The organism is Agrobacterium fabrum str. C58 (genome assembly GCF_000092025.1).
GTDB classification, from domain to species: Bacteria; Pseudomonadota; Alphaproteobacteria; order Rhizobiales; family Rhizobiaceae; genus Agrobacterium; species Agrobacterium fabrum.
Window position 1 is genome coordinate 1230295 of the sequence record NC_003062.2, and the last position, 18394, is coordinate 1248688.

The 18394-nt window shown below is 58.4% G+C and carries 19 protein-coding genes; 8 read left to right on the plus strand and 11 right to left on the minus strand.

Annotated elements, in window-relative coordinates:
- Window positions 1-17: 17 nt before the first annotated feature.
- Both uppA and ATU_RS06130 read right to left on the minus strand, forming a co-directional pair.
- Window positions 18-1247 carry a polysaccharide biosynthesis GNAT family N-acetyltransferase UppA gene (gene uppA / locus ATU_RS06125; RefSeq protein WP_010971493.1) on the minus strand — a complete coding sequence of 410 codons (1230 nt, stop codon included), beginning with the start codon at window positions 1245-1247 and terminating at the stop codon, window positions 18-20.
- Window positions 1248-1344: 97 nt separating this feature from the next.
- A complete protein-coding gene (locus ATU_RS06130; protein ID WP_006312746.1) occupies window positions 1345-1557 on the minus strand; it encodes a DUF2842 domain-containing protein in 213 nt (70 codons plus the stop codon).
- A 142-nt stretch (window positions 1558-1699) separates the two neighbouring features.
- Between ATU_RS06130 and ATU_RS06135 the strand changes: the two genes are divergently transcribed.
- Window positions 1700-2803 carry a COX15/CtaA family protein gene (locus tag ATU_RS06135; protein ID WP_162854810.1) on the plus strand — a complete coding sequence of 368 codons (1104 nt, stop codon included), beginning with the start codon at window positions 1700-1702 and terminating at the stop codon, window positions 2801-2803.
- A gap of 6 nt (window positions 2804-2809) precedes the next feature.
- On the opposite strand, the gene ATU_RS06140 is transcribed toward ATU_RS06135, so the two are convergent.
- The 6 genes from ATU_RS06140 to ATU_RS06165 all read right to left on the minus strand — a co-directional run bounded on the left by ATU_RS06140 (window position 2810) and on the right by ATU_RS06165 (window position 7763).
- A complete protein-coding gene (locus tag ATU_RS06140; RefSeq protein ID WP_010971494.1) occupies window positions 2810-3655 on the minus strand; it encodes an aminoglycoside phosphotransferase family protein in 846 nt (281 codons plus the stop codon).
- Window positions 3652-4584 (minus strand): N-acetyl-gamma-glutamyl-phosphate reductase, encoded by a 933-nt coding sequence (gene argC / locus ATU_RS06145; protein WP_010971495.1) that lies wholly within the window; start codon window positions 4582-4584, stop codon window positions 3652-3654. Before argC ends, ATU_RS06140 begins: the two co-directional genes overlap by 4 nt.
- Before the next feature lie 70 nt (window positions 4585-4654).
- Window positions 4655-5608 (minus strand): agmatinase, encoded by a 954-nt coding sequence (gene speB, locus ATU_RS06150; protein ID WP_010971496.1) that lies wholly within the window; start codon window positions 5606-5608, stop codon window positions 4655-4657.
- A 131-nt stretch (window positions 5609-5739) separates the two neighbouring features.
- On the minus strand, window positions 5740-6207 hold the full coding sequence (gene rpsI, locus ATU_RS06155) for a 30S ribosomal protein S9 (protein WP_006312739.1): 468 nt from the start codon (window positions 6205-6207) through the stop codon (window positions 5740-5742).
- A 2-nt stretch (window positions 6208-6209) separates the two neighbouring features.
- A complete protein-coding gene (gene rplM / locus ATU_RS06160) occupies window positions 6210-6674 on the minus strand; it encodes a 50S ribosomal protein L13 (protein WP_006312738.1) in 465 nt (154 codons plus the stop codon).
- Window positions 6675-6926: 252 nt separating this feature from the next.
- Complete coding sequence (locus ATU_RS06165; RefSeq protein ID WP_010971497.1) at window positions 6927-7763, minus strand: EamA family transporter; 837 nt, start codon at window positions 7761-7763, stop codon at window positions 6927-6929.
- Window positions 7764-8666: 903 nt separating this feature from the next.
- Between ATU_RS06165 and ATU_RS06170 the strand changes: the two genes are divergently transcribed.
- From ATU_RS06170 to ATU_RS06185, 4 genes are all read left to right on the plus strand, one after another.
- Complete coding sequence (locus ATU_RS06170) at window positions 8667-9101, plus strand: CoA-binding protein (RefSeq protein ID WP_006312735.1); 435 nt, start codon at window positions 8667-8669, stop codon at window positions 9099-9101.
- A gap of 73 nt (window positions 9102-9174) precedes the next feature.
- Window positions 9175-10458, plus strand: a complete 1284-nt coding sequence (locus tag ATU_RS06175) for an O-acetylhomoserine aminocarboxypropyltransferase (RefSeq protein ID WP_006312734.1) — start codon at window positions 9175-9177, stop codon at window positions 10456-10458.
- Window positions 10459-10681: 223 nt separating this feature from the next.
- Window positions 10682-11197, plus strand: coding sequence for a hypothetical protein (locus ATU_RS06180; protein WP_010971499.1), 516 nt, complete (start codon window positions 10682-10684; stop codon window positions 11195-11197).
- A 174-nt stretch (window positions 11198-11371) separates the two neighbouring features.
- Complete coding sequence (locus ATU_RS06185; protein ID WP_010971500.1) at window positions 11372-11713, plus strand: cupin domain-containing protein; 342 nt, start codon at window positions 11372-11374, stop codon at window positions 11711-11713.
- A 23-nt stretch (window positions 11714-11736) separates the two neighbouring features.
- Here ATU_RS06185 and ATU_RS06190 read toward each other — a convergent pair whose 3' ends face one another.
- A complete protein-coding gene (locus tag ATU_RS06190; protein WP_006312731.1) occupies window positions 11737-12051 on the minus strand; it encodes an ArsR/SmtB family transcription factor in 315 nt (104 codons plus the stop codon).
- A 90-nt stretch (window positions 12052-12141) separates the two neighbouring features.
- On the opposite strand from ATU_RS06190, the gene ATU_RS06195 reads away from it, so the two are divergent.
- Complete coding sequence (locus ATU_RS06195) at window positions 12142-12912, plus strand: SDR family NAD(P)-dependent oxidoreductase (protein WP_006312730.1); 771 nt, start codon at window positions 12142-12144, stop codon at window positions 12910-12912.
- 23 nt (window positions 12913-12935) lie between these two features.
- Here the strand turns inward: ATU_RS06195 and ATU_RS06200 are convergent, their stop codons facing one another.
- Window positions 12936-14183: a cytochrome P450 gene (locus ATU_RS06200; protein WP_010971502.1), complete on the minus strand. Its 1248-nt coding sequence runs from the start codon at window positions 14181-14183 to the stop codon at window positions 12936-12938.
- An 89-nt stretch (window positions 14184-14272) separates the two neighbouring features.
- Window positions 14273-15520: a GGDEF domain-containing protein gene (locus ATU_RS06205; protein WP_010971503.1), complete on the minus strand. Its 1248-nt coding sequence runs from the start codon at window positions 15518-15520 to the stop codon at window positions 14273-14275.
- Between the two features lie 451 nt (window positions 15521-15971).
- Between ATU_RS06205 and clpP the strand changes: the two genes are divergently transcribed.
- Both clpP and clpX read left to right on the plus strand, forming a co-directional pair.
- Window positions 15972-16604: an ATP-dependent Clp endopeptidase proteolytic subunit ClpP gene (clpP, locus tag ATU_RS06210; protein WP_010971504.1), complete on the plus strand. Its 633-nt coding sequence runs from the start codon at window positions 15972-15974 to the stop codon at window positions 16602-16604.
- Between the two features lie 291 nt (window positions 16605-16895).
- Window positions 16896-18173 (plus strand): ATP-dependent Clp protease ATP-binding subunit ClpX, encoded by a 1278-nt coding sequence (gene clpX / locus ATU_RS06215; RefSeq protein ID WP_006312723.1) that lies wholly within the window; start codon window positions 16896-16898, stop codon window positions 18171-18173.
- Window positions 18174-18394: the final 221 nt, after the last annotated feature.

An 18394-nucleotide genomic window follows, 5' to 3' on the forward strand; every position in this document is an offset into this window, starting at 1 on the left:
TGGCCGCGAAACCCCGCTCAGTCGGCGGCCGAGGCTTCCGCTCTTGGCCGTCCGGCGCGAAAACGCTGGATCAATGCATAAAGCGCCGGATTGGATTTGATCAGGCTCTTCGTCCGGGCGATGGCGGCATAGGCGCAAGCCGCTGCCCGGCCCTTCAACGTCACCGGCAGGAATATATCGTGCTGCGCGGTGGAAAGCGGGCACCAGCTGCGTTTGTACAGCTGGTCACCCACACCGAAATCGAAAATCGTCGCCTTTTCGCGGCATGCCCTTTCGATCATCAGCCAGAACAGCAATTCGCCGGGGCTGAGTTCTGAAAAAGACTCATCGATCGAACCGAACTGGCAGATGATGTGATCCTGCTTGCGCGACAGACCGGCCACGGCAGCGATGATGCCTTCATGGACGCCATGCAGGCGAATGGCATGCAGCTCCAGCAGTGTGTTCGTCCCGGTTTCCGGAAAATTGGCGAGATCGTAGAAGAAGTCTTTCACCGATTGGTCACGAAACACATCGGGAATGCCCTGCGAGGCAAAACGGTTGGCCTTTTGTCGGAAGAATGTCTGCAATAATTCGCATTTTTCCTTCGGGGATCGAGCGATCACATGGCTGTAGCCACCCATTTCCCCGGCCCTACGGCTCTGGATGCGAAATTTCTTCCGGCGTCTCTTGGCATTGACCTGCCGAAGCGTGGCCTCGAAACTGTCGAGCAGCGGAAGCTGGAAGGCCGGGTTCTGGTTCTCGACGGAAGCCAGATAGGAGAGTGGACTGGTCCTGCCGCGCCAGATCAGGGGGATGTTCTGCAGCGCGAGAATATCGGCCCGGCCATCAAGCAGCTTGCGCGCCTCGCGGGCAATCGCGGCGGCGATTTCCTGGCCGGCGCGCGCGGCAAAGGCCGGTTCGAAAAGCCCGGTATTGATGTTGTTGAAACGGCCACCGGGAAAACGCGCCTTGCGGATGCCGCCCTCCTGCACGATTTCGAGCGGCAGCAGGAAGATGGTCCTGCCTTCCTGCCGGCCGCGCAGGGTCAGAAGGGCGCTCTCCTGCGTTTGCGCCCAGATGGAGCACCAGCCGAATCTCTGATGCAGCGAATTGAGCGGGTCGTTTTCCAGCTGTTCCCAGTCGGAGCGAATGGTCGTGGCGTCATCGACGAGGTCGATCACCAGACGATCGGCACCGCGCCGCTCGTTGTGCACGGCGGTCGGCGCTTTATCCTCGCTGATTGTGACCGGCCCCTCAGCCACCATCCACTCTCTCCGGTTGTTTCGGTCGGACTATATCGTTGAGCGGCAAACAATCTGTTTATAAAATTGCGACCTCAGGGTGTCCTGTAGCCGACTGCGCTTAGCCCTGTTTTTTTGAACCGGCCATCCATTTGATGATCAGCATCGCCGGCAGGATCCACAGGACCCCGCTCAGCACGAAATAGGCGAGATGCACCCACCACGGCGATTGCGCCAGCGTCGCCGATGCAATGGCCGTCGCCGCGACGGCATAAATGACGACGAGGCAGATAATGACGACGGTGCCGATGAGTGATCTGAGGCGAGGGTGCATGAAATCTTCCGTTATTGAACATGTGGCGCGACTATAGCGCCGCGACCCCATGCCGCAAACCCTGAGGCCTTGTTTTGTAGTGCCGGTTGAGGCTAATCAACATGACTGTATGAGGGAGACCTGAAAGATGCGTTCGAACGGCATGACGATGGCAAATGGTTCTGTGGACATGGTGGTGGAGGCCGCCCTGCAGAAACAGGAAAAGGACCGCCGCCTGCTGCGCATCTGGCTGCGCGTCGTGCTTTTCACGCTGTTCTGTCTGGTCCTCGTCGGCGGCGCCACGCGGCTCACCGAATCCGGCCTGTCGATCACGGAATGGAAGCCGATCCACGGCGCCATTCCGCCACTTTCCGTGGCTGAGTGGGAAGAGGAATTCCAGCTCTACAAGCGCATTCCCCAATATCAGGAAATCAACAAGGGCATGTCGCTTGATGAGTTCAAGACGATTTTCTGGTGGGAATGGGCCCATCGCCTGCTCGCCCGCACCATTGGCCTCGTCTTCGCCCTGCCGCTTGCCTTCTTCTGGCTCACCGGCCGGGTCGAAAAGCGCCTGCGCCTGCCGCTCGTCGGCCTTCTGGCGCTTGGCGGTTTTCAGGGCTTCGTCGGCTGGTGGATGGTGTCATCAGGCCTCGTCAACCGCACGGATGTTTCGCAATATCGCCTCGCCACCCATTTGACGATCGCCTGCCTCATCTTCGCGGGCTGCATGTGGATATTGCGAGGCCTGTCGCATCATTCGCCTGATGCGGCGGATGAGCGGACTGGCAGGGGCTTTGCCGCGCTGCTGACGGTGCTCTGTCTGTTCCAGATCTATCTCGGCGCACTGGTGGCGGGGCTGAATGCCGGCCTTTCCTATAATACCTGGCCGCTGATGGATGGTTCGCTGGTGCCGGGTGATCTCTTCCTGCAACAGCCCTGGTGGATAAACCTGTTCGAAAACCCGAAGACGGTGCAATTCGTCCATCGCCTGGGTGCCTACACGCTGTTTGCCGCCACGCTGTGGCATATGGTGTCGATGGCCCGCGCCTTGCCCGGCACGCCACATGCCCGCCGCGCGGTCCTGTTCTTTGTGCTCATCTCCGTTCAGGCGGGGCTAGGCATCACCACGCTGCTGATGCATGTCGATATCCATGTGGCGCTCGCCCATCAGGGCATGGCACTGATCCTGCTCGGCTTTTCGGTCGCCCATTGGCGCGGTTTCATCGGTGAATATCCGGCGCCCGTTGCTGTCGAAGTCAGGGACTGACCCCGCTCAAAAATGTTTCAGGACTGCCTTGATGGTTGCCGCGACGGCGAGTTCGTTGTCGCGTTCTTCCGCATTGCCGTCCTCTTCGTGCCACGTGGCCGAAAGGCAGCCATAGGCGAAGGCATATTGCAGCAATAGCCGTTCGTCCCGTTGCAGCGCCCTTGAAAAGATCGCTGCCATGGAGGCGATGCGGGCTTCGCTGCGGGTGAGGTCGAAACGGTCGAGCGGATTGGAGAACATGTTGGCGACATCAAGCGCCGCATCGCCGATCAGGCCGGCCGGATCGATGATGATCCAGCCGCGATCGCTGTGCATGATATTCTCATGGTGCAGGTCGCCATGCAGCGGCTTGATATCCCGCTGTTGGTCAATCAGCGTCTGCGCAAGCCTTGCTGCCTCGACAAAGGGGCTGTCGACGCCGTCGGAACGATCCTGTTCGGCCTTGCGGAACAGGCTTTCGAAATAGAGCGGCAGCGTCAGCAGGCTGGACGGCGGCGACTGCTCTGATGGCTGGTGATATCGAAGCAGAACCTCGGCGGCGATTTCCGTGGTGGCATCGTCGTTGCCATCGCGGAACAGCACGTCGCGAAGGGTCTCAGTGCCGGCATGTTCCATCAACAGAATATTGTCGGACTGGTCGAGCAGTTCGACGCAACCGATACCCGCGCGCCATGCGATGAAATCCGCGCCGCGAAGGCTGTCTTTCAGCACCTTCTTTTTCAGAACCTTGGCAATGGCAAGGGAGCCGTCCTTGCGCGTCAGTTCGTAAACGATGCCGGCCGGTGTATCGGCGATGCGTTTTGCGGCCTCGATATTCCACGAGGCCGGAAAAGACGGCGTATTGCTGATCATGCCGAGAGCATCAACTCCATGTTCTGTACCGCAGCGCCGGAGGCACCCTTGCCGAGATTGTCGAGCAGCGCCACGAGATTGATATGCTCACCGCCCGGCGTACCGAAAACGAAGAGCTTCATCGTGTCCTTGCCCGCCAGCTCCTCAGCGTCGATGCGGGAAATCCCCTTGCTTTCGGCAAGCGGCACGACGCTGACGATGTCCTGGCCCGCATAATGGGCGGTCAGCGCCGCATGGATGGTTTCGATCGTGGTGCCTTCCGCAAGGTCCGCTGCAAACAGCGGAACCTGCACGATCATGCCCTGCGGGAAACGCCCGACGGAGGGCGCAAACAGCGGTGCGCGGTCGAGCTGACCGTGAATGGTCATTTCCGGCACGTGCTTGTGCTTCAGCGTCAGGCCATACAGGAAATTATTGGCGCTGATCGCATCGTCGCGGCTTTGGTCCTCCATCTGCGCGATCATCTGCTTGCCACCGCCGGTGTAACCGGAGACCGCATTGACACTGACCGGATAACCGTCGGGCAGGATGCCGCTAGCGCGCAGCGGACGGATGAGGCCGATTGCGCCGGTCGGGTAGCAGCCGGGATTGGCGACGAAACGGGCCGAGCGAACCTTCTCGCCCTGGTCCCGGTCCATTTCGGCAAAACCGTAAGCCCAGTCCTGATGGACGCGATAGGCGGTGGAGGTGTCGATAATGCGGACATTATTGTTGCCGGCCACCATGGAGACAGCCTCCTTCGAGGCATCATCCGGCAGGCAGAGGATCGAAATGTCGGCGTTGTTGAGCAAATCCTCGCGCATCGCCGCGTTGCGGCGCTCGGTCTCTGGAATGGACAGCAGCTCGATATCGCGGCGACCGGCAAGGCGCGTGCGGATCTGCAGACCCGTGGTGCCGTGTTCGCCATCGATGAAGATCTTCGCTGTCATGTCCTTGTCCTGCCTTTTCAAAGGGTTGCGAGGGTATTCGGAATCAGTTCGGCAAGTGCCGTTTTATTCGTCAGCCAGCCTTCGCCAGCCGTTCGGCACGCAGGCCAAGCATATACATTGCAACGGTGGCCCCGGCAATGGCGGTAATATCCGCATGATCGTAAGCGGGTGCCACCTCCACCACGTCAGAGCCGCGAATATCAAGCTGGCCGAGCCCGCGCAGAACCGAGAGAATCTTGGCGCTGGTCGGTCCGCCGGCGACGGGTGTGCCGGTTCCCGGTGCGAAAGCGGGATCGAGGCAATCGATATCGAAGGTCAGGTAAGCAGGCATGCCGCCCGTGTGCTTGACGATCAGCGAGGCAATATCGCTCGCCCGCATATCCTCCACCTCGTAACCGTGGAGAATACGGATGCCGAAATCGTCGGGCGCATGGGTGCGAATACCGATCTGGATCGAACGGTCAGGATCTATCAGTCCGTCGCGCACGGCGCGCGCCACGAAGGAGCCGTGGTCGATGCGCTTGCCATCATCGAACCATGTATCCTGATGCGCGTCGAACTGCACTAGCGCCAGACGCCCGTGCTTGGCCACATGCGCTTTCAGCAATGGCCAGGTGATGAAGTGATCACCGCCGAGCGTCAGCAGATAATCCGTCTTGGAGATGATCCTGCGCGCTTCCTTTTCGATCGTGTCAGGCGTTTTCCAATGGTTGCCGTAGTCGAGCAGGCAGTCGCCATAATCGATGGTCGGCATATGGGCGAAAAGATCGCGCGCGAAGGGATATTGCGGATCATTGTCGAAGATCGCGGACGCGCGGCGGATCGCCTGCGGCCCGAAGCGCGCACCCGGCCGGTTGGAGGTTGCCGCGTCAAACGGAATACCCCAGATCGCCGTCGAAACGCCCTTGAGGTTCTTTGTATACTTGCGTCGCATGAAGGAGAGGACGCCCGCATGGGTTGGGTCGGTTGCGGCCGAAGTCAGCGTTGTCGCGGTAAAGGCATGGTCGATTGTTTTGGCCGGCATATGTCACCCCATCGCGTTTTGCGCTGAAGGTGCTGCCTTCTCGCCGAAAAAACAAGGGAGAAGGGTCATGAAAAAAGGCGGAGCCGAAGCCCCGCCTTTTGAAGTTCTGATCGAACTGTTCCGATAAGCGATTAACGCTTGGAGAACTGGAACGAACGGCGGGCCTTGGCCTTACCGTACTTCTTACGCTCGACAACGCGGCTGTCGCGGGTCAGGAAGCCACCCTTCTTCAGAACGGGGCGCAGGCCCGGTTCGAAGTAGGTGAGAGCCTTGGAAACACCGTGACGAACGGCACCGGCCTGGCCGGAAAGACCGCCGCCTGCAACCGTTGCAATAATGTCGAACTGACCGGCGCGGGCAGCTGCGACCAGCGGCTGCTGGAGGATCATCTGCAGAACCGGACGTGCGAAATACGTGGTGAAATCGCGGCCGTTGATGATGATCTTGCCAGAACCGGCCTTCACCCATACGCGGGCTACGGCGTTCTTGCGCTTGCCGGTCGCGTAGGAGCGGCCGAGGGTATCAACCTTGCGGACGTGCACGGGAGCCGAAGCTTCCGATGCCGGGGCGAGGTCTTTCAGAGAGGAAAGATCGGCCATTATCAGGCGCTCCTTACGTTCTTCTTGTTAAGCGCGGCCACGTCGAGAACGGTGGGCTGCTGTGCTTCGTGCGGGTGGTTAGAGCCGGCGTAAACGCGCAGGTTCTTCATCTGGCGACGGCCGAGCGGGCCGCGCGGGATCATGCGCTCGATAGCCTTTTCAACGACGCGCTCCGGGAAGCGGCCTTCGATGATCTGGCGAGCGGTGCGCTCCTTGATGCCACCCGGGTGACCGGTGTGCCAGTAGTACTTCTTGTCGGAATACTTCTTGCCGGTGAAGGCAACCTTTTCCGCATTGATAACGATGACGTTGTCGCCATCATCAACGTGGGGGGTAAAGGTAGCCTTGTGCTTGCCGCGCAGGCGGGTTGCAACGATGGTGGCGAGGCGACCAACAACGAGGCCTTCGGCGTCGATGATGATCCACTTCTTCTCCACCTCAGCGGGCTTCTGAACGAAAGTAGACATGGATTTCACTTTCTAACGTGGACCCGTCACACTCTTGATTAAAGAGTATACGGGCGTTTCTTGTTGCTTGATTTGGTTGCCGTTAGAGGCAACCGTAAATGACCCTATTCCGGCTGGAATCCGATCTGGCGCGCTTATACGGTGTGTGCGTGAAAGCGTCAATATGACTGATTTTACTGACCGTAAAAATAAATAAATAAAAACAGTATGTTAGATATGGGGTATTATTTTACCCCATTAAGTTGACCCTTTTTAGCCGAGCCGCATCACCAGAACACCCGCTGCAATGATACCGCCGGCGAGATAACGCCAAATGCTGGCGCGTTCCTTCAGGATGACGACGGAGATCACCAGCGCAAAGAGAATGGAGGTTTCCCTAAGTGCAGCGACGACGGCGACGGGAGCCTTGGTCATGGCATAGAGCGCCAGACCGTAGGACAGAATGGAGCCGCCGCCGCCAATCAGGCCGCGCCACCAGTTGCGTTGCACATGCCGCGCGACCGGGCCGACGCCACGCTGGTAAAAGGCAAAACCGAACAGCAGCACCGGCGGCAGAAGCGACATCCACAGCGTATAGGAGATCGCATTGCCGGAAAGCCGGGCGCCGACACCATCGACGAAGGTGTAGGAGGCGATCACGAAGGCATTGAGAAGAGCGACCAGGATCGCCTTTCCGCCGCCGCGCCGCGCTTCGAAAGCCAGCGTCAGGATGCCGCCGGAAATGACGGCGATGCCGGCGAGTGCGAGCGGGCTTAACACCTCGCTGAGGAACAGGCTGCTCGTTGCGGCAACGATCAAAGGCGCCACACCGCGCATGACGGGATAAACGAGGCCGATATCGCCGATCGTATAGGCGGCGGCGACAAGGCGGAAATAGGCGAATTGCAGAACCGCCGAGGCAATCAGAAAAGGAATGGCCACCGGCGCGGGAAAGGGCAGGAAAGGCAGAAAGGGCAAGGAGCAGGCCGCAGCCCCTGCCGCAATCAGCGAGGCGTCCAGCGATTTGTCGGATCCGGATTTGACCAGCGCATTCCATCCGGCATGCAGCACCGCGCCCAGGAGCACCAGAAGAAGAATGTCAAATGTCACGATAGAGACTCGCTCGCCGGCTAATTTGGGCAACCTATACCATTGGTTTGCAAACCGGAATCGATTTCCCGCGGGCAACAAGCCTTTTCCGATTGCCCATGCACACGATTTTCGACCGCGCGAACCATGCGAGTGGGATGCGTCTGCTGCAGATATTGCTACACGCGTAAAATTTGCGCTTTGTTCATGTCGTCGGAAGGCGGAATGATTTTGCGCGGGCTCGATGCAGGGTTCTGCTCAGGATTTCATCTGTCGGGCGCGGGCACCAGTGCTGGATGCACGGCTCGTCGTTCCGTCAAGGGGTGCATTTTGGGCCGGAAGCATGAACTGTTTCACTAAATGTTCCCGCTGATCCTCTATGAGTATTTGAGCGAAGGTGTATCAATTCGCAGATGACATCTTTGAAAATAAATTTCACAGATTCATATAATGACTAACTATAACGTTGCAGATCGGTATATTGATTGGTTTACGACATAACTTCTTGAAAATTAGATATGTCTAATTCAACTGCGAACGGAATGAAAACAAACAGGAGACGAACGGCGCATGAATTGCACGTCAATGTTGTTTGCGCCGATATCCAGGCCTGTCTCCACCACTTTTAAAAACTGGACAGAAATAGTCAATAAAATCCGAATTCCCGTGTTTGGTGAAATCATTTTGCGTGGACAAAAAGCGACCGCTGCAGGACGATGAACTTTCCGTGGCAGCGATTTTTGGCCGGGCAGGGGTTCAAGAGAACGGAGAGGCTTCCTAGATGGGAAGGGTGGGCGCAATCGCCGGCGTCAGGGATGTGTTCGCGAAATCATGCAGGAGACGCTATCCTGGCGGGGCTTTCGGATGGCGAACTTGCGCTGGCATTCTTCAAACCAGGTGACGTTCCAGAAGGGATAAGTTGACATGCAGCATGATACTTACGAGCCCGACTATCTCAGAAAAATTCTGACTGACGTCAAAACCATCGCCCTGCTCGGTGCTTCACCCAATCCCGACAGGCCGAGCCACGGCGTGATGCGCTTTCTGCTGTCCAAGGGGTATCGCGTGTTTCCGGTCAATCCCGGCCAGGCGGGCAAGGAGATATTAGGGCAGAAGGTCTATGCCAGGCTTGCCGATATCCCTGAGGCGATCGACATGATCGATGTTTTCCGCGCGCCGGAATATTTGTCGGCCATTGTCGAAGAGGCGATATTGCTGCCCGACCGACCATCGGTGATCTGGGGCCAGCTTTCGGTTCGTGACGACAATGCCGCCGCCAAGGCGGAAGCCTATGGCATGGACGTGGTGATGGACCGTTGCCCGGCAATTGAGTATCCGCGTCTCAATATTGCGCGATAGTTGGTACGGATTGCACTTATCATTTGACGCCAAGGCATTATGATCCCTCCAAAATTCCAATGGAGGAAACATAATGTCGAGCAACAATCCCGGATTTTCGACGTTGGCCGTTCACGCCGGTGCGCAGCCTGATCCGACCACCGGCGCGCGCGCGACGCCGATTTATCAGACGACGGCCTATGCTTTCCGCGATGCCGATCACGCCGCCGCTTTGTTCGGATTGAAAGAGTTCGGCAATATCTACACCCGCATCATGAACCCCACCCAGGCAGTTCTGGAGGAGCGCGTGGCGGCGCTCGAAGGCGGCACGGCGGCGCTCGCTGTCGCTTCCGGTCACGCAGCACAATTGCTGGTTTTCCATACGCTCATGCAATCCGGTGATAATTTCGTCGCGGCCCGCCAGCTTTATGGCGGCTCGATCAACCAGTTCGGCCACGCCTTCAAGGGTTTCGACTGGCAGGTGCGCTGGGCGGACGCGGCAGACCCGGCGAGCTTCGAGGCGCAGATCAATGAGCGCACGCGCGCCATCTTCATCGAAAGCCTCGCCAATCCCGGCGGCACCTTCGTCGATATTGCCGCGATTGCCGATGTCGCCCATCGTCACGGCCTGCCGCTTATCGTCGACAATACCATGGCGAGCCCCTATCTGCTGCGGCCGCTGGAACACGGCGCTGACATCGTGCTGCATTCGCTGACGAAATTCCTTGGCGGACACGGCAATTCCATGGGTGGCATCATTGTCGATGGCGGCACCTTCGACTGGTCGGCGACAGACAGATTTCCGGCGCTGTCGCAGCCGCGGCCGGAATATTCCGGCGTCCTGTTGCACCAGACCTTCGGCAATTTCGCCTTTGCCATCGCCTGCCGCGTTCTGGGATTGCGTGATCTCGGCCCGGCAATCTCGCCCTTCAACGCCTTCCTTATCCTGACCGGCATCGAGACGCTGCCGCTGCGCGTTCAGCGCCATTCCGACAATGCACTCGCCGTCGCGAAATGGCTGAAGGCACATCCAAAGGTCGGCTGGGTGCATTATGCGGGCCTGGAGGACAGCGACAACCACGCCATCCAGCAGCATTATTCGCCGAAGGGGGCGGGCTCCGTCTTTACCTTCGGCGTCAAGGGCGGTTATGCCGCCGGCAAGGCGCTGGTGGAGGGGCTGCAGCTTTTCTCCCATCTGGCCAATATCGGCGATACGCGCTCGCTCGTCATCCATCCGGCCTCCACCACCCACGCCCAGCTGACACCGGAACAGCAGACGGCAGCCGGCGCCGGGCCAGACGTGGTGCGCCTGTCGATCGGCATCGAAGACGTCAAGGACATCATCGCCGATCTCGAACAGTCATTTGCCAAGGTGTGAGGAGTTTCGTCACGCACGTCTACCCGCGTGACGGCCGACTTGTAACCACGCAGCCGCCGGAAAGCCCCTTGAAAACAAGGTGTTTTCGGCAGCTGCGACCGTGCTCTTCCTGTTCATTATGATTGCGAAATTGGCGGGAAATTGAGGTTGCGCATAGTCGCTTCAAGCGCCGAATCCGCCTAAGACAGACGCTCTCGCATTCCCATCACGAAAGACGTGCAATATGGAAAACCGAACCAGACTGCTTCGAATTGTCAGCTTTTTCCTTGCGTTCGGAATTGCTGCTATGGCCGACGTGCCGGGCATTGCCCCGGTCCCGAAGGCGCAGGCCGAGGCGGAATATCTCCCGACCCAGCAGGATTTTGTCGGGAAATGGAAGCTCACCGGTGCGACCAGCCGCCCGCCGCGGGATATGAAGACGGCGCCAACGGCCCAGCAGGAAGCGGACGCCACGCAGTTTCAGGAAACGGTAACGACTTTTTACTCCGCCTTCGACTATCTGGAGATCACGGCGGACGGACGTTACAATTTCCATCAAGCCGGTGATCCACCGTCCGCCGCATGCGTCTGGTGCGGGACATGGTCGTTTAATAAGAGTTCCTTATGGCTCAAGCTGGATACCGCGCCGAGGCTCGATATCTATGCGAAGGACGGCGATATGCAGATGACCTACACCGCCGAACCCGACAAGAAGTCGAAATACAAGTGGCTGGTGTTTGGCTGGACCAAGATGGAGTGAGCCGGACTTTTCCCGGCTGCGATAGCCCGCCGGGGCAAGGGATGCCAGGTAAGCATTCATCGTTGTCAAGTTGAAAAGCAATTTTAAGTTGTATATAGGGTTGAAGCCGTTTGACGAAGCGCTCACAATCGCGCAAAGCTATGGGACCAACCACATCTGACGGACCGGGATACCATGACGAATTTTCTGTCTTTTGATGATGTCACCGCAGTGGAGCATGGCGCACCCGCGCCGGAAAGACTGATTTCCGGTGATCCCAGATTCACGACATGGAATCTCGAAGAGGCTTCCGGTGGTATCTATGCCGGCATCTGGCAGTCCACGCCTGGAAAATGGCGGGTGGTCTATGATGAATGGGAGTATTTCAACATTCTCGAAGGCCATTCCATCCTGACCGAAGACGGCGGCGCACCGCGCGATCTGAGGCCGGGTGACCGCTTGGTCCTGCGCCCGGGCTTCACAGGCACCTGGGAAGTTTTGGAAACCACGCGGAAGGATTACGTCATCCGGCTTTGAGGCGGGATGACTGTTTGAAGCTGCTATTGCCCATCGAATTTGAGAATTGATGGAAGGAGCCCGGGAAAGCGGGCTTCCATATCCTCGAGACGGACGACGCTGATATTTTCGACGCCCTGTTTGTGGGTGCGGATCAATCCGGCCTCACGCAGAATTCGCATATGGCTGGAGAGGGTTGAGCGCGGCATATCCTGACAGGGCGCTGCCGCGCCGCAATTTTGCCCGGACTCGGACCCCCATAATTTGCGGATGATGCCCATTCGTGCCGGCTCGCCGAGGGCAGCCAGCACGGCCGTGAGCGATATGTCCTCGCGAGCGGGATGAAAAAACTGAACCATGGCTCGGCTCTAGCATATGGATTGACACGCTTCAATATTTTAATAAAACCGAAATACCGAATTACGGTTATTCGGAAATTTAGATATTTTATGGAGTTTTTAATGTCTGGAATATTCAGCGGGCAAGTGGTCGTCGTCACGGGCGGATCGACCGGCATCGGCTTTTCAGTCGCCAAATTGTTTCTGGAAGGTGGGGCGTCTACGGTCTATGTGACGGGCCGCAATTCGGCCAATCTCGATGCCGCCGTCGCCAAACTTGGGAAGGGGGCAATCGGCTTCGTTTCCGACGTTGCGAAGCTCTCCGACCTGGAGCAGCTCAAGAGCCGCTTAGAAGCAGACGGGCGGAAAGTGGATGTACTGGTCGCCAACGCCGGCATCGCGGAGAATAACGATCTTGGCGAGACCCACGAGGCACTTTACGACCGGATCTTCGATATCAACGTGAAGGGCGTATTCTACACGGTGCAGACTTTGTTGCCCGTGCTGCGCGACGGCGGTTCGATCGTATTGACGGGGTCGATCGTCGGCAACAAGGGCATGGAAAGGCTGAGTGCTTACAATGCCTCGAAAGCGGCGGTTCGGTCATTCGCCCGCAGCTTTGCCAATGACCTGAAGGGGCGTGGCATCCGCGTCAATACGGTCAGCCCGGGTGTTACCCGCACGCCGATCATGGAAAATGGACTGAAGATGGACGATGAAAAGATCGCCGGTTTCAAGGCCTATCTGAAGGATGCGGCACCGATCGGCCGGATGGCCGACCCCGACGAAATTGCCGAGGCGGTGCTGTTTCTGGCGTCTTCCAAGGCCAGCTATATTACCGGTGTGGAACTTTCCGTCGATGGTGGGCTGGCGCAGATCTAAAGGCGAAGCTTCGTTACCCCGATCTACCACGCCAGATCGAGCCGCTCCAGACCATGGAAATGATAGACGTCCTTCACCTTGGGCGGCTCGGCAATCTTCAGGCCCGGCAGACGTTTGAAAAGCAGGGGCAGGGCGAGATTAAGCTCCAGTCTTGCAAGCGGCGCGCCGATGCAGAAATGGATGCCGGCGCCGAAGGAGACGTTGGCGCCCTCGTTCCGATCCGGCTGGAAGGCCAGAGGATCGGAAAATTTCGCCGGATCGAGGTTGGCAGCGGCCAGGATGAGACTGACTTTATCGCCACGCTTGAACTGCACGCCGTCGATCTCGACCGGTTCGAGAACCCAGCGCTGGAAGATGTGGACCGGCGCGCAGATGCGAAGCGTTTCCTCGACCGTGCGTTCCGTGGCGGTCTCGTCATGGAACAGGGTCTTGGGGTCGAGGCCGCTTTCCAGAATGATGCGCACGGAATTACCGATCTGGTGCACCGTCGCCTCATGACCGGCATTCAATAACACGATGGTAGTGGAGACCAGCTCGTCGTCGGTGAGGTACTGGCCCTTGTGCTCCGTATGGATCATGTGGCTCAGCAGATCGTCCTTGGGCTCCGCCCGCCGCTCGGCGATGACTCTGCGCACATAGTCTGAAAATTCCTGCGCGGCCTTGTCGGCCAGAAGCTCGTCTTCAGGCGTGCGCTTGAACATGTACATGCCGACATAGGCATGCGACCACTTCAAAAGCTGTGGCCCCATCTCTTCGGGAATGCCGATCATGCGGGCGATCATCGTCACCGGAATGATGTCGGCATAGGAGGAGAGCAGCTCCGTCTCGCCATTCGCTTCAAAGGCCTCGATCAGGCGGTTGGCGAGTTCCTCGATTTCCGGCTTCATCTTATCGACATGCCGCGAAACGAACGCGCGGTTGATCAGCGTGCGCAGCCGCGTGTGCTCCGGCGGCTCCAGCTCCAGGAGCGAATGCTGCTCGGCCAGGTCGAAATGCTTCACATGCTCAAGCGGCTCCGGCAAGCCGATCTCTTCACGACTTGCGACATGCAATATCTGCCGCCCGAACCGGCGATCGCGCAGCAGGGTGCTGACATGGTCATAGCAGGTGAAAAACCATTGCCGCTGCTCTTCCCAGTAAAAGGTGGGACATTGTGCGTGCAGGGCGGCGTAAACCGGGTTCGGATCGTTGTAGAAGGCCGGATCGCGGGCGTTAAGGGAAACGCGGCGGGTGGCGGGGTCGATTTTGAGAAAGGGAAATGTCGCTGTCATGCTGATGGTTTAGTCCGCGTGTGGCGCTTTGGGAAGGGCGGGTAACGGCCAGTGCATTCGCCGTCATCTGTCGCTGTACGGTGACATCCTCACCGGCTGGCGATGGCGGATATACGGTTCAGTGCCGCGACCTGCCGGTCGGCATTGTTGTCCATCGGGTTTTCGTCCCGGTCCGGGGCGGGCACGACGACATTGGCCGAATTCACATGGATGACGGTCCGGTTGCGCCCCGCTTTCTTGGCGGCATAAAGTGCGCGGTCGGCCTCGGTCATCATCACGCTCAGGTCGGCATCCTTGATCATTGCTTCGGATATGCCGACGCTGGTCGTCACCTTGATGGCTTCGTTGCGTGCGGTGATCTTCGAGAGGCGCAGATTGCTACGGATGGCCTCCGCGAGTGTCACGGTGCTGGACGGGCTCTCGACTTCGGCCACCAGCGCAAATTCCTCGCCGCCCATCCGGACGAAAAGGCCGCGCTCGCCGATCACGCGTTGTGCGATATTGCAGAAATGCACAAGCACGGCATCGCCAGACTGATGTCCGTATCTGTCATTGATCTTCTTGAAATGATCGATGTCGAAGAGAACCAGCGCCACGTAGCGGTCGGAGCCGTGCGAGCGCTTCTTGATGTGTTCGAATTCCTCCAGCAGACCGCGCCGGTTGAGGACACCGGTCAGGTGATCGGTCATGGCGAGCCGGTGGAGGCGGATCTCCGTGTCTTCCATGATGATCTTGGCGCTGATCATGATGATGGCCGTAAAGCCGAGCATGCCGGAAATGGAGAGCGCCGATGTCATGGGGATGGCGTTGGGAACCGCGGCATTGGCCGGGATGACGATGGAGGCGACGATCGCTCCGGCAAAGGCCTGCAGGATCAGGATCGTGGCCAGCACCTTTCGGCTGCGTGAAGCACGTGCCCTGCTGCCCAGAAGCACGCCGGCGAGCATGAAATATCCCGTGGCCGCGCTGGCATGATAAAGGAGGATGCGAGCGACCATGTCTTCAGGCACTGATGGCACGAACATTCCGGCGATCCACAATAGCGCCGGAATGGCGATCCAGCCGCCGAGTTTGCGCTGCTCCAGAGATAGCAGGCCCGCGAGCCAGAAACCGAAGGCGGAAAGTGCAAGCGTATTGCCGACCTGAATGGACAGAAAACTCGAAATATCCCCGCGAAGCGCCACCATGACGGTACCGAAGCCTGTGGCGAGGAAACCGGCGGCGAAATAGAGATTATGCCGGCGCGAAGGGCGGTGCAGCCACAGCGTTCCCAAAAGCACGGCAAGGGTGAACGTCTCCGCCGCCCACAGTAGCGTGCTCGTCTTTGCATCCAGCATTGCAAAATCCTATCTGCGCCATCATGCGGTAAAAGCGGGACCTTTCGCACGAGGTGCGTTATGCCCGCTGGAATTGTTGAGCTGCCATTTCACCCGGAAGGGCCCATTCCCTGACGGGAACCGGAAATTCGCCGGGCAATATCAGCAGCAAATACCTAACGAGTTCTTGCCGGTGAGAAGTTATATCTGTGCATGGCAGGCAATTTTTGCCGTCGTTGCCCGGCATAGTAAAAAAATGGTGGCGGCAGGTGAAAGGGCCTCGGCAGGCCCCGTCCGGTTCAAAACCCTTGCCAGGCCGGGCCCGACGGCCTGCAAACGCTGTTGAGCCGTTAAGGATATGCGGCTTCGTGTCTTGAAGTGCGGGGCAGGGACACTCTATGTAGGGAGAATGAAGGTTAGAAGTGATTCCGGAGCGGTTATCCGCGAAGGGCAGAGTTGACAAAGGACGGACATGAAAAATCCAGTTGATACCGCCATGGCTCTGGTGCCGATGGTCGTTGAGCAGACCAATCGCGGCGAACGCTCCTACGACATATTTTCCCGTCTTCTCAAGGAACGCATCATTTTCCTCACCGGACCGGTGGAAGACCAGATGGCCTCGCTCGTCTGCGCGCAGCTGCTTTTCCTCGAGGCTGAAAACCCGAAGAAGGAAATCGCGCTTTACATCAATTCGCCGGGTGGCGTCGTGACCGCCGGCATGGCGATCTATGATACGATGCAGTTCATCCGCCCCGCGGTTTCGACGCTGTGCGTCGGTCAGGCCGCATCGATGGGTTCGCTGCTTCTGGCCGCCGGTGAAAAGGGCATGCGTTTCGCCACCCCGAACGCCCGCATCATGGTGCACCAGCCTTCCGGCGGTTTCCAGGGGCAGGCTTCGGATATCGAACGTCACGCTCGTGACATCATCAAGATGAAGCGTCGCCTCAATGAAGTCTACGTGAAGCACACCGGCCGCACGCTCGAAGAGGTTGAAAAAACCCTTGATCGCGACCATTTCATGGATGCAGACGAGGCGAAGGACTGGGGCGTGATCGACAAGATCCTGACCTCGCGCCAGGAAATGGAAGGCGCCGTCGCGAATTGAGGCGCGCCGCTCTCTGACGTTTGTTTGACTCCGCAAAAGTAATTTCGGGGCTTTCAACCGCAACAGAAAGCGATATTAGTATATATAAAGGCTATGTTGAGTTTTTATGACGTAGCCTTGTTTGATGGGGAATTCGTTGCAGCCGGTGGTCAGCTCATGTATCTGATACCGGTTAGTACCCCGGGAAACGAGGCGGATACGGCGATGCACCCCAAGGCGAGCCGTATCGGCGGGCGGTAAGTTGACCGCGATCCGTTTGGCGGACCTGCGGCGTGCTGGAAGGAAAGTGATATGAGCAAAGTCAGCGGCAGCAACGGCGGCGACTCTAAGAATACACTCTATTGTTCATTCTGCGGCAAGAGCCAGCACGAAGTCCGGAAACTCATTGCCGGACCGACGGTATTCATCTGCGATGAATGCGTCGAATTGTGCATGGACATCATCCGCGAGGAGAACAAGACGTCGATGGTGAAGTCGCGCGAGGGTGTTCCCACCCCGCAGGACATCATCAAGATCCTCGACGAATATGTCATCGGTCAGAAGCAGGCGAAGAAAATCCTGTCGGTGGCCGTTCACAACCATTACAAGCGCCTCGCGCACGCCTCCAAGAACGGCGATGTCGAGCTTGCGAAGTCGAACATCATGCTCGTCGGTCCGACGGGTTGCGGCAAGACTTATCTTGCCCAGACGCTCGCCCGCATCATCGACGTTCCCTTCACCATGGCGGACGCAACGACGCTGACCGAAGCCGGTTATGTCGGCGAGGACGTGGAAAACATCATCCTGAAGCTGCTGCAGGCTGCGGATTACAATGTCGAACGCGCCCAGCGCGGTATCGTCTATATCGACGAAGTCGACAAGATTTCCCGCAAGTCGGACAACCCGTCCATCACGCGCGACGTGTCGGGCGAGGGCGTTCAGCAGGCGCTTCTGAAGATCATGGAAGGCACGGTCGCTTCCGTTCCGCCGCAGGGTGGCCGTAAGCATCCGCAGCAGGAATTCCTGCAGGTGGATACGACCAACATCCTGTTCATCTGCGGCGGCGCTTTTGCCGGCCTCGACAAGATCATCTCGGCCCGTGGTGAAAAGACCTCGATCGGCTTCGGTGCGACCGTCAAGGCGGAAGACGATCGTCGTGTGGGCGAGGTGCTGCGTGAACTGGAGCCGGAAGATCTGGTGAAGTTCGGTCTTATTCCGGAATTCATCGGCCGTCTGCCCGTTCTCGCGACGCTGGAAGACCTTGATGAAGATGCGCTGATCCAGATTCTGTCTGAGCCGAAGAATGCGCTGGTCAAGCAGTATCAGCGCCTGTTCGAGATGGAAGATGTGGAGCTGACATTCCACGAGGACGCGCTGCGCGAGATTGCCCGCCGGGCGATCACCCGCAAGACGGGTGCCCGCGGTCTGCGCTCGATCATGGAAAAGATCCTTCTGGATACCATGTTCGAACTGCCGACGCTGGAAGGCGTACGCGAAGTGGTGATCTCCAACGATGTCGTCAGCGGCGTCGCTCGTCCGCTCTACATCTATGCGGACCGCCAGGAAGAAAAGGCCAACGTTTCGGCCTGATCGGCTGATCCGCCGCGTTGACGAATTTCGAAGGCCCGCATCCGTGCGGGCCTTTTTTATTATGTCCGGTTGCGAAACTTGCGCCTAACTTGGCGTTATCCGATTTTGCGTTTGGAGCGGATTGCGCTTTGCTGATAAAGTCTTACAACTGATTTGCAGCGCGATATGACGGAAATGTGAATTACCGTCGGCGACCCGGTTCCTGGCCTTCAAGGATAACC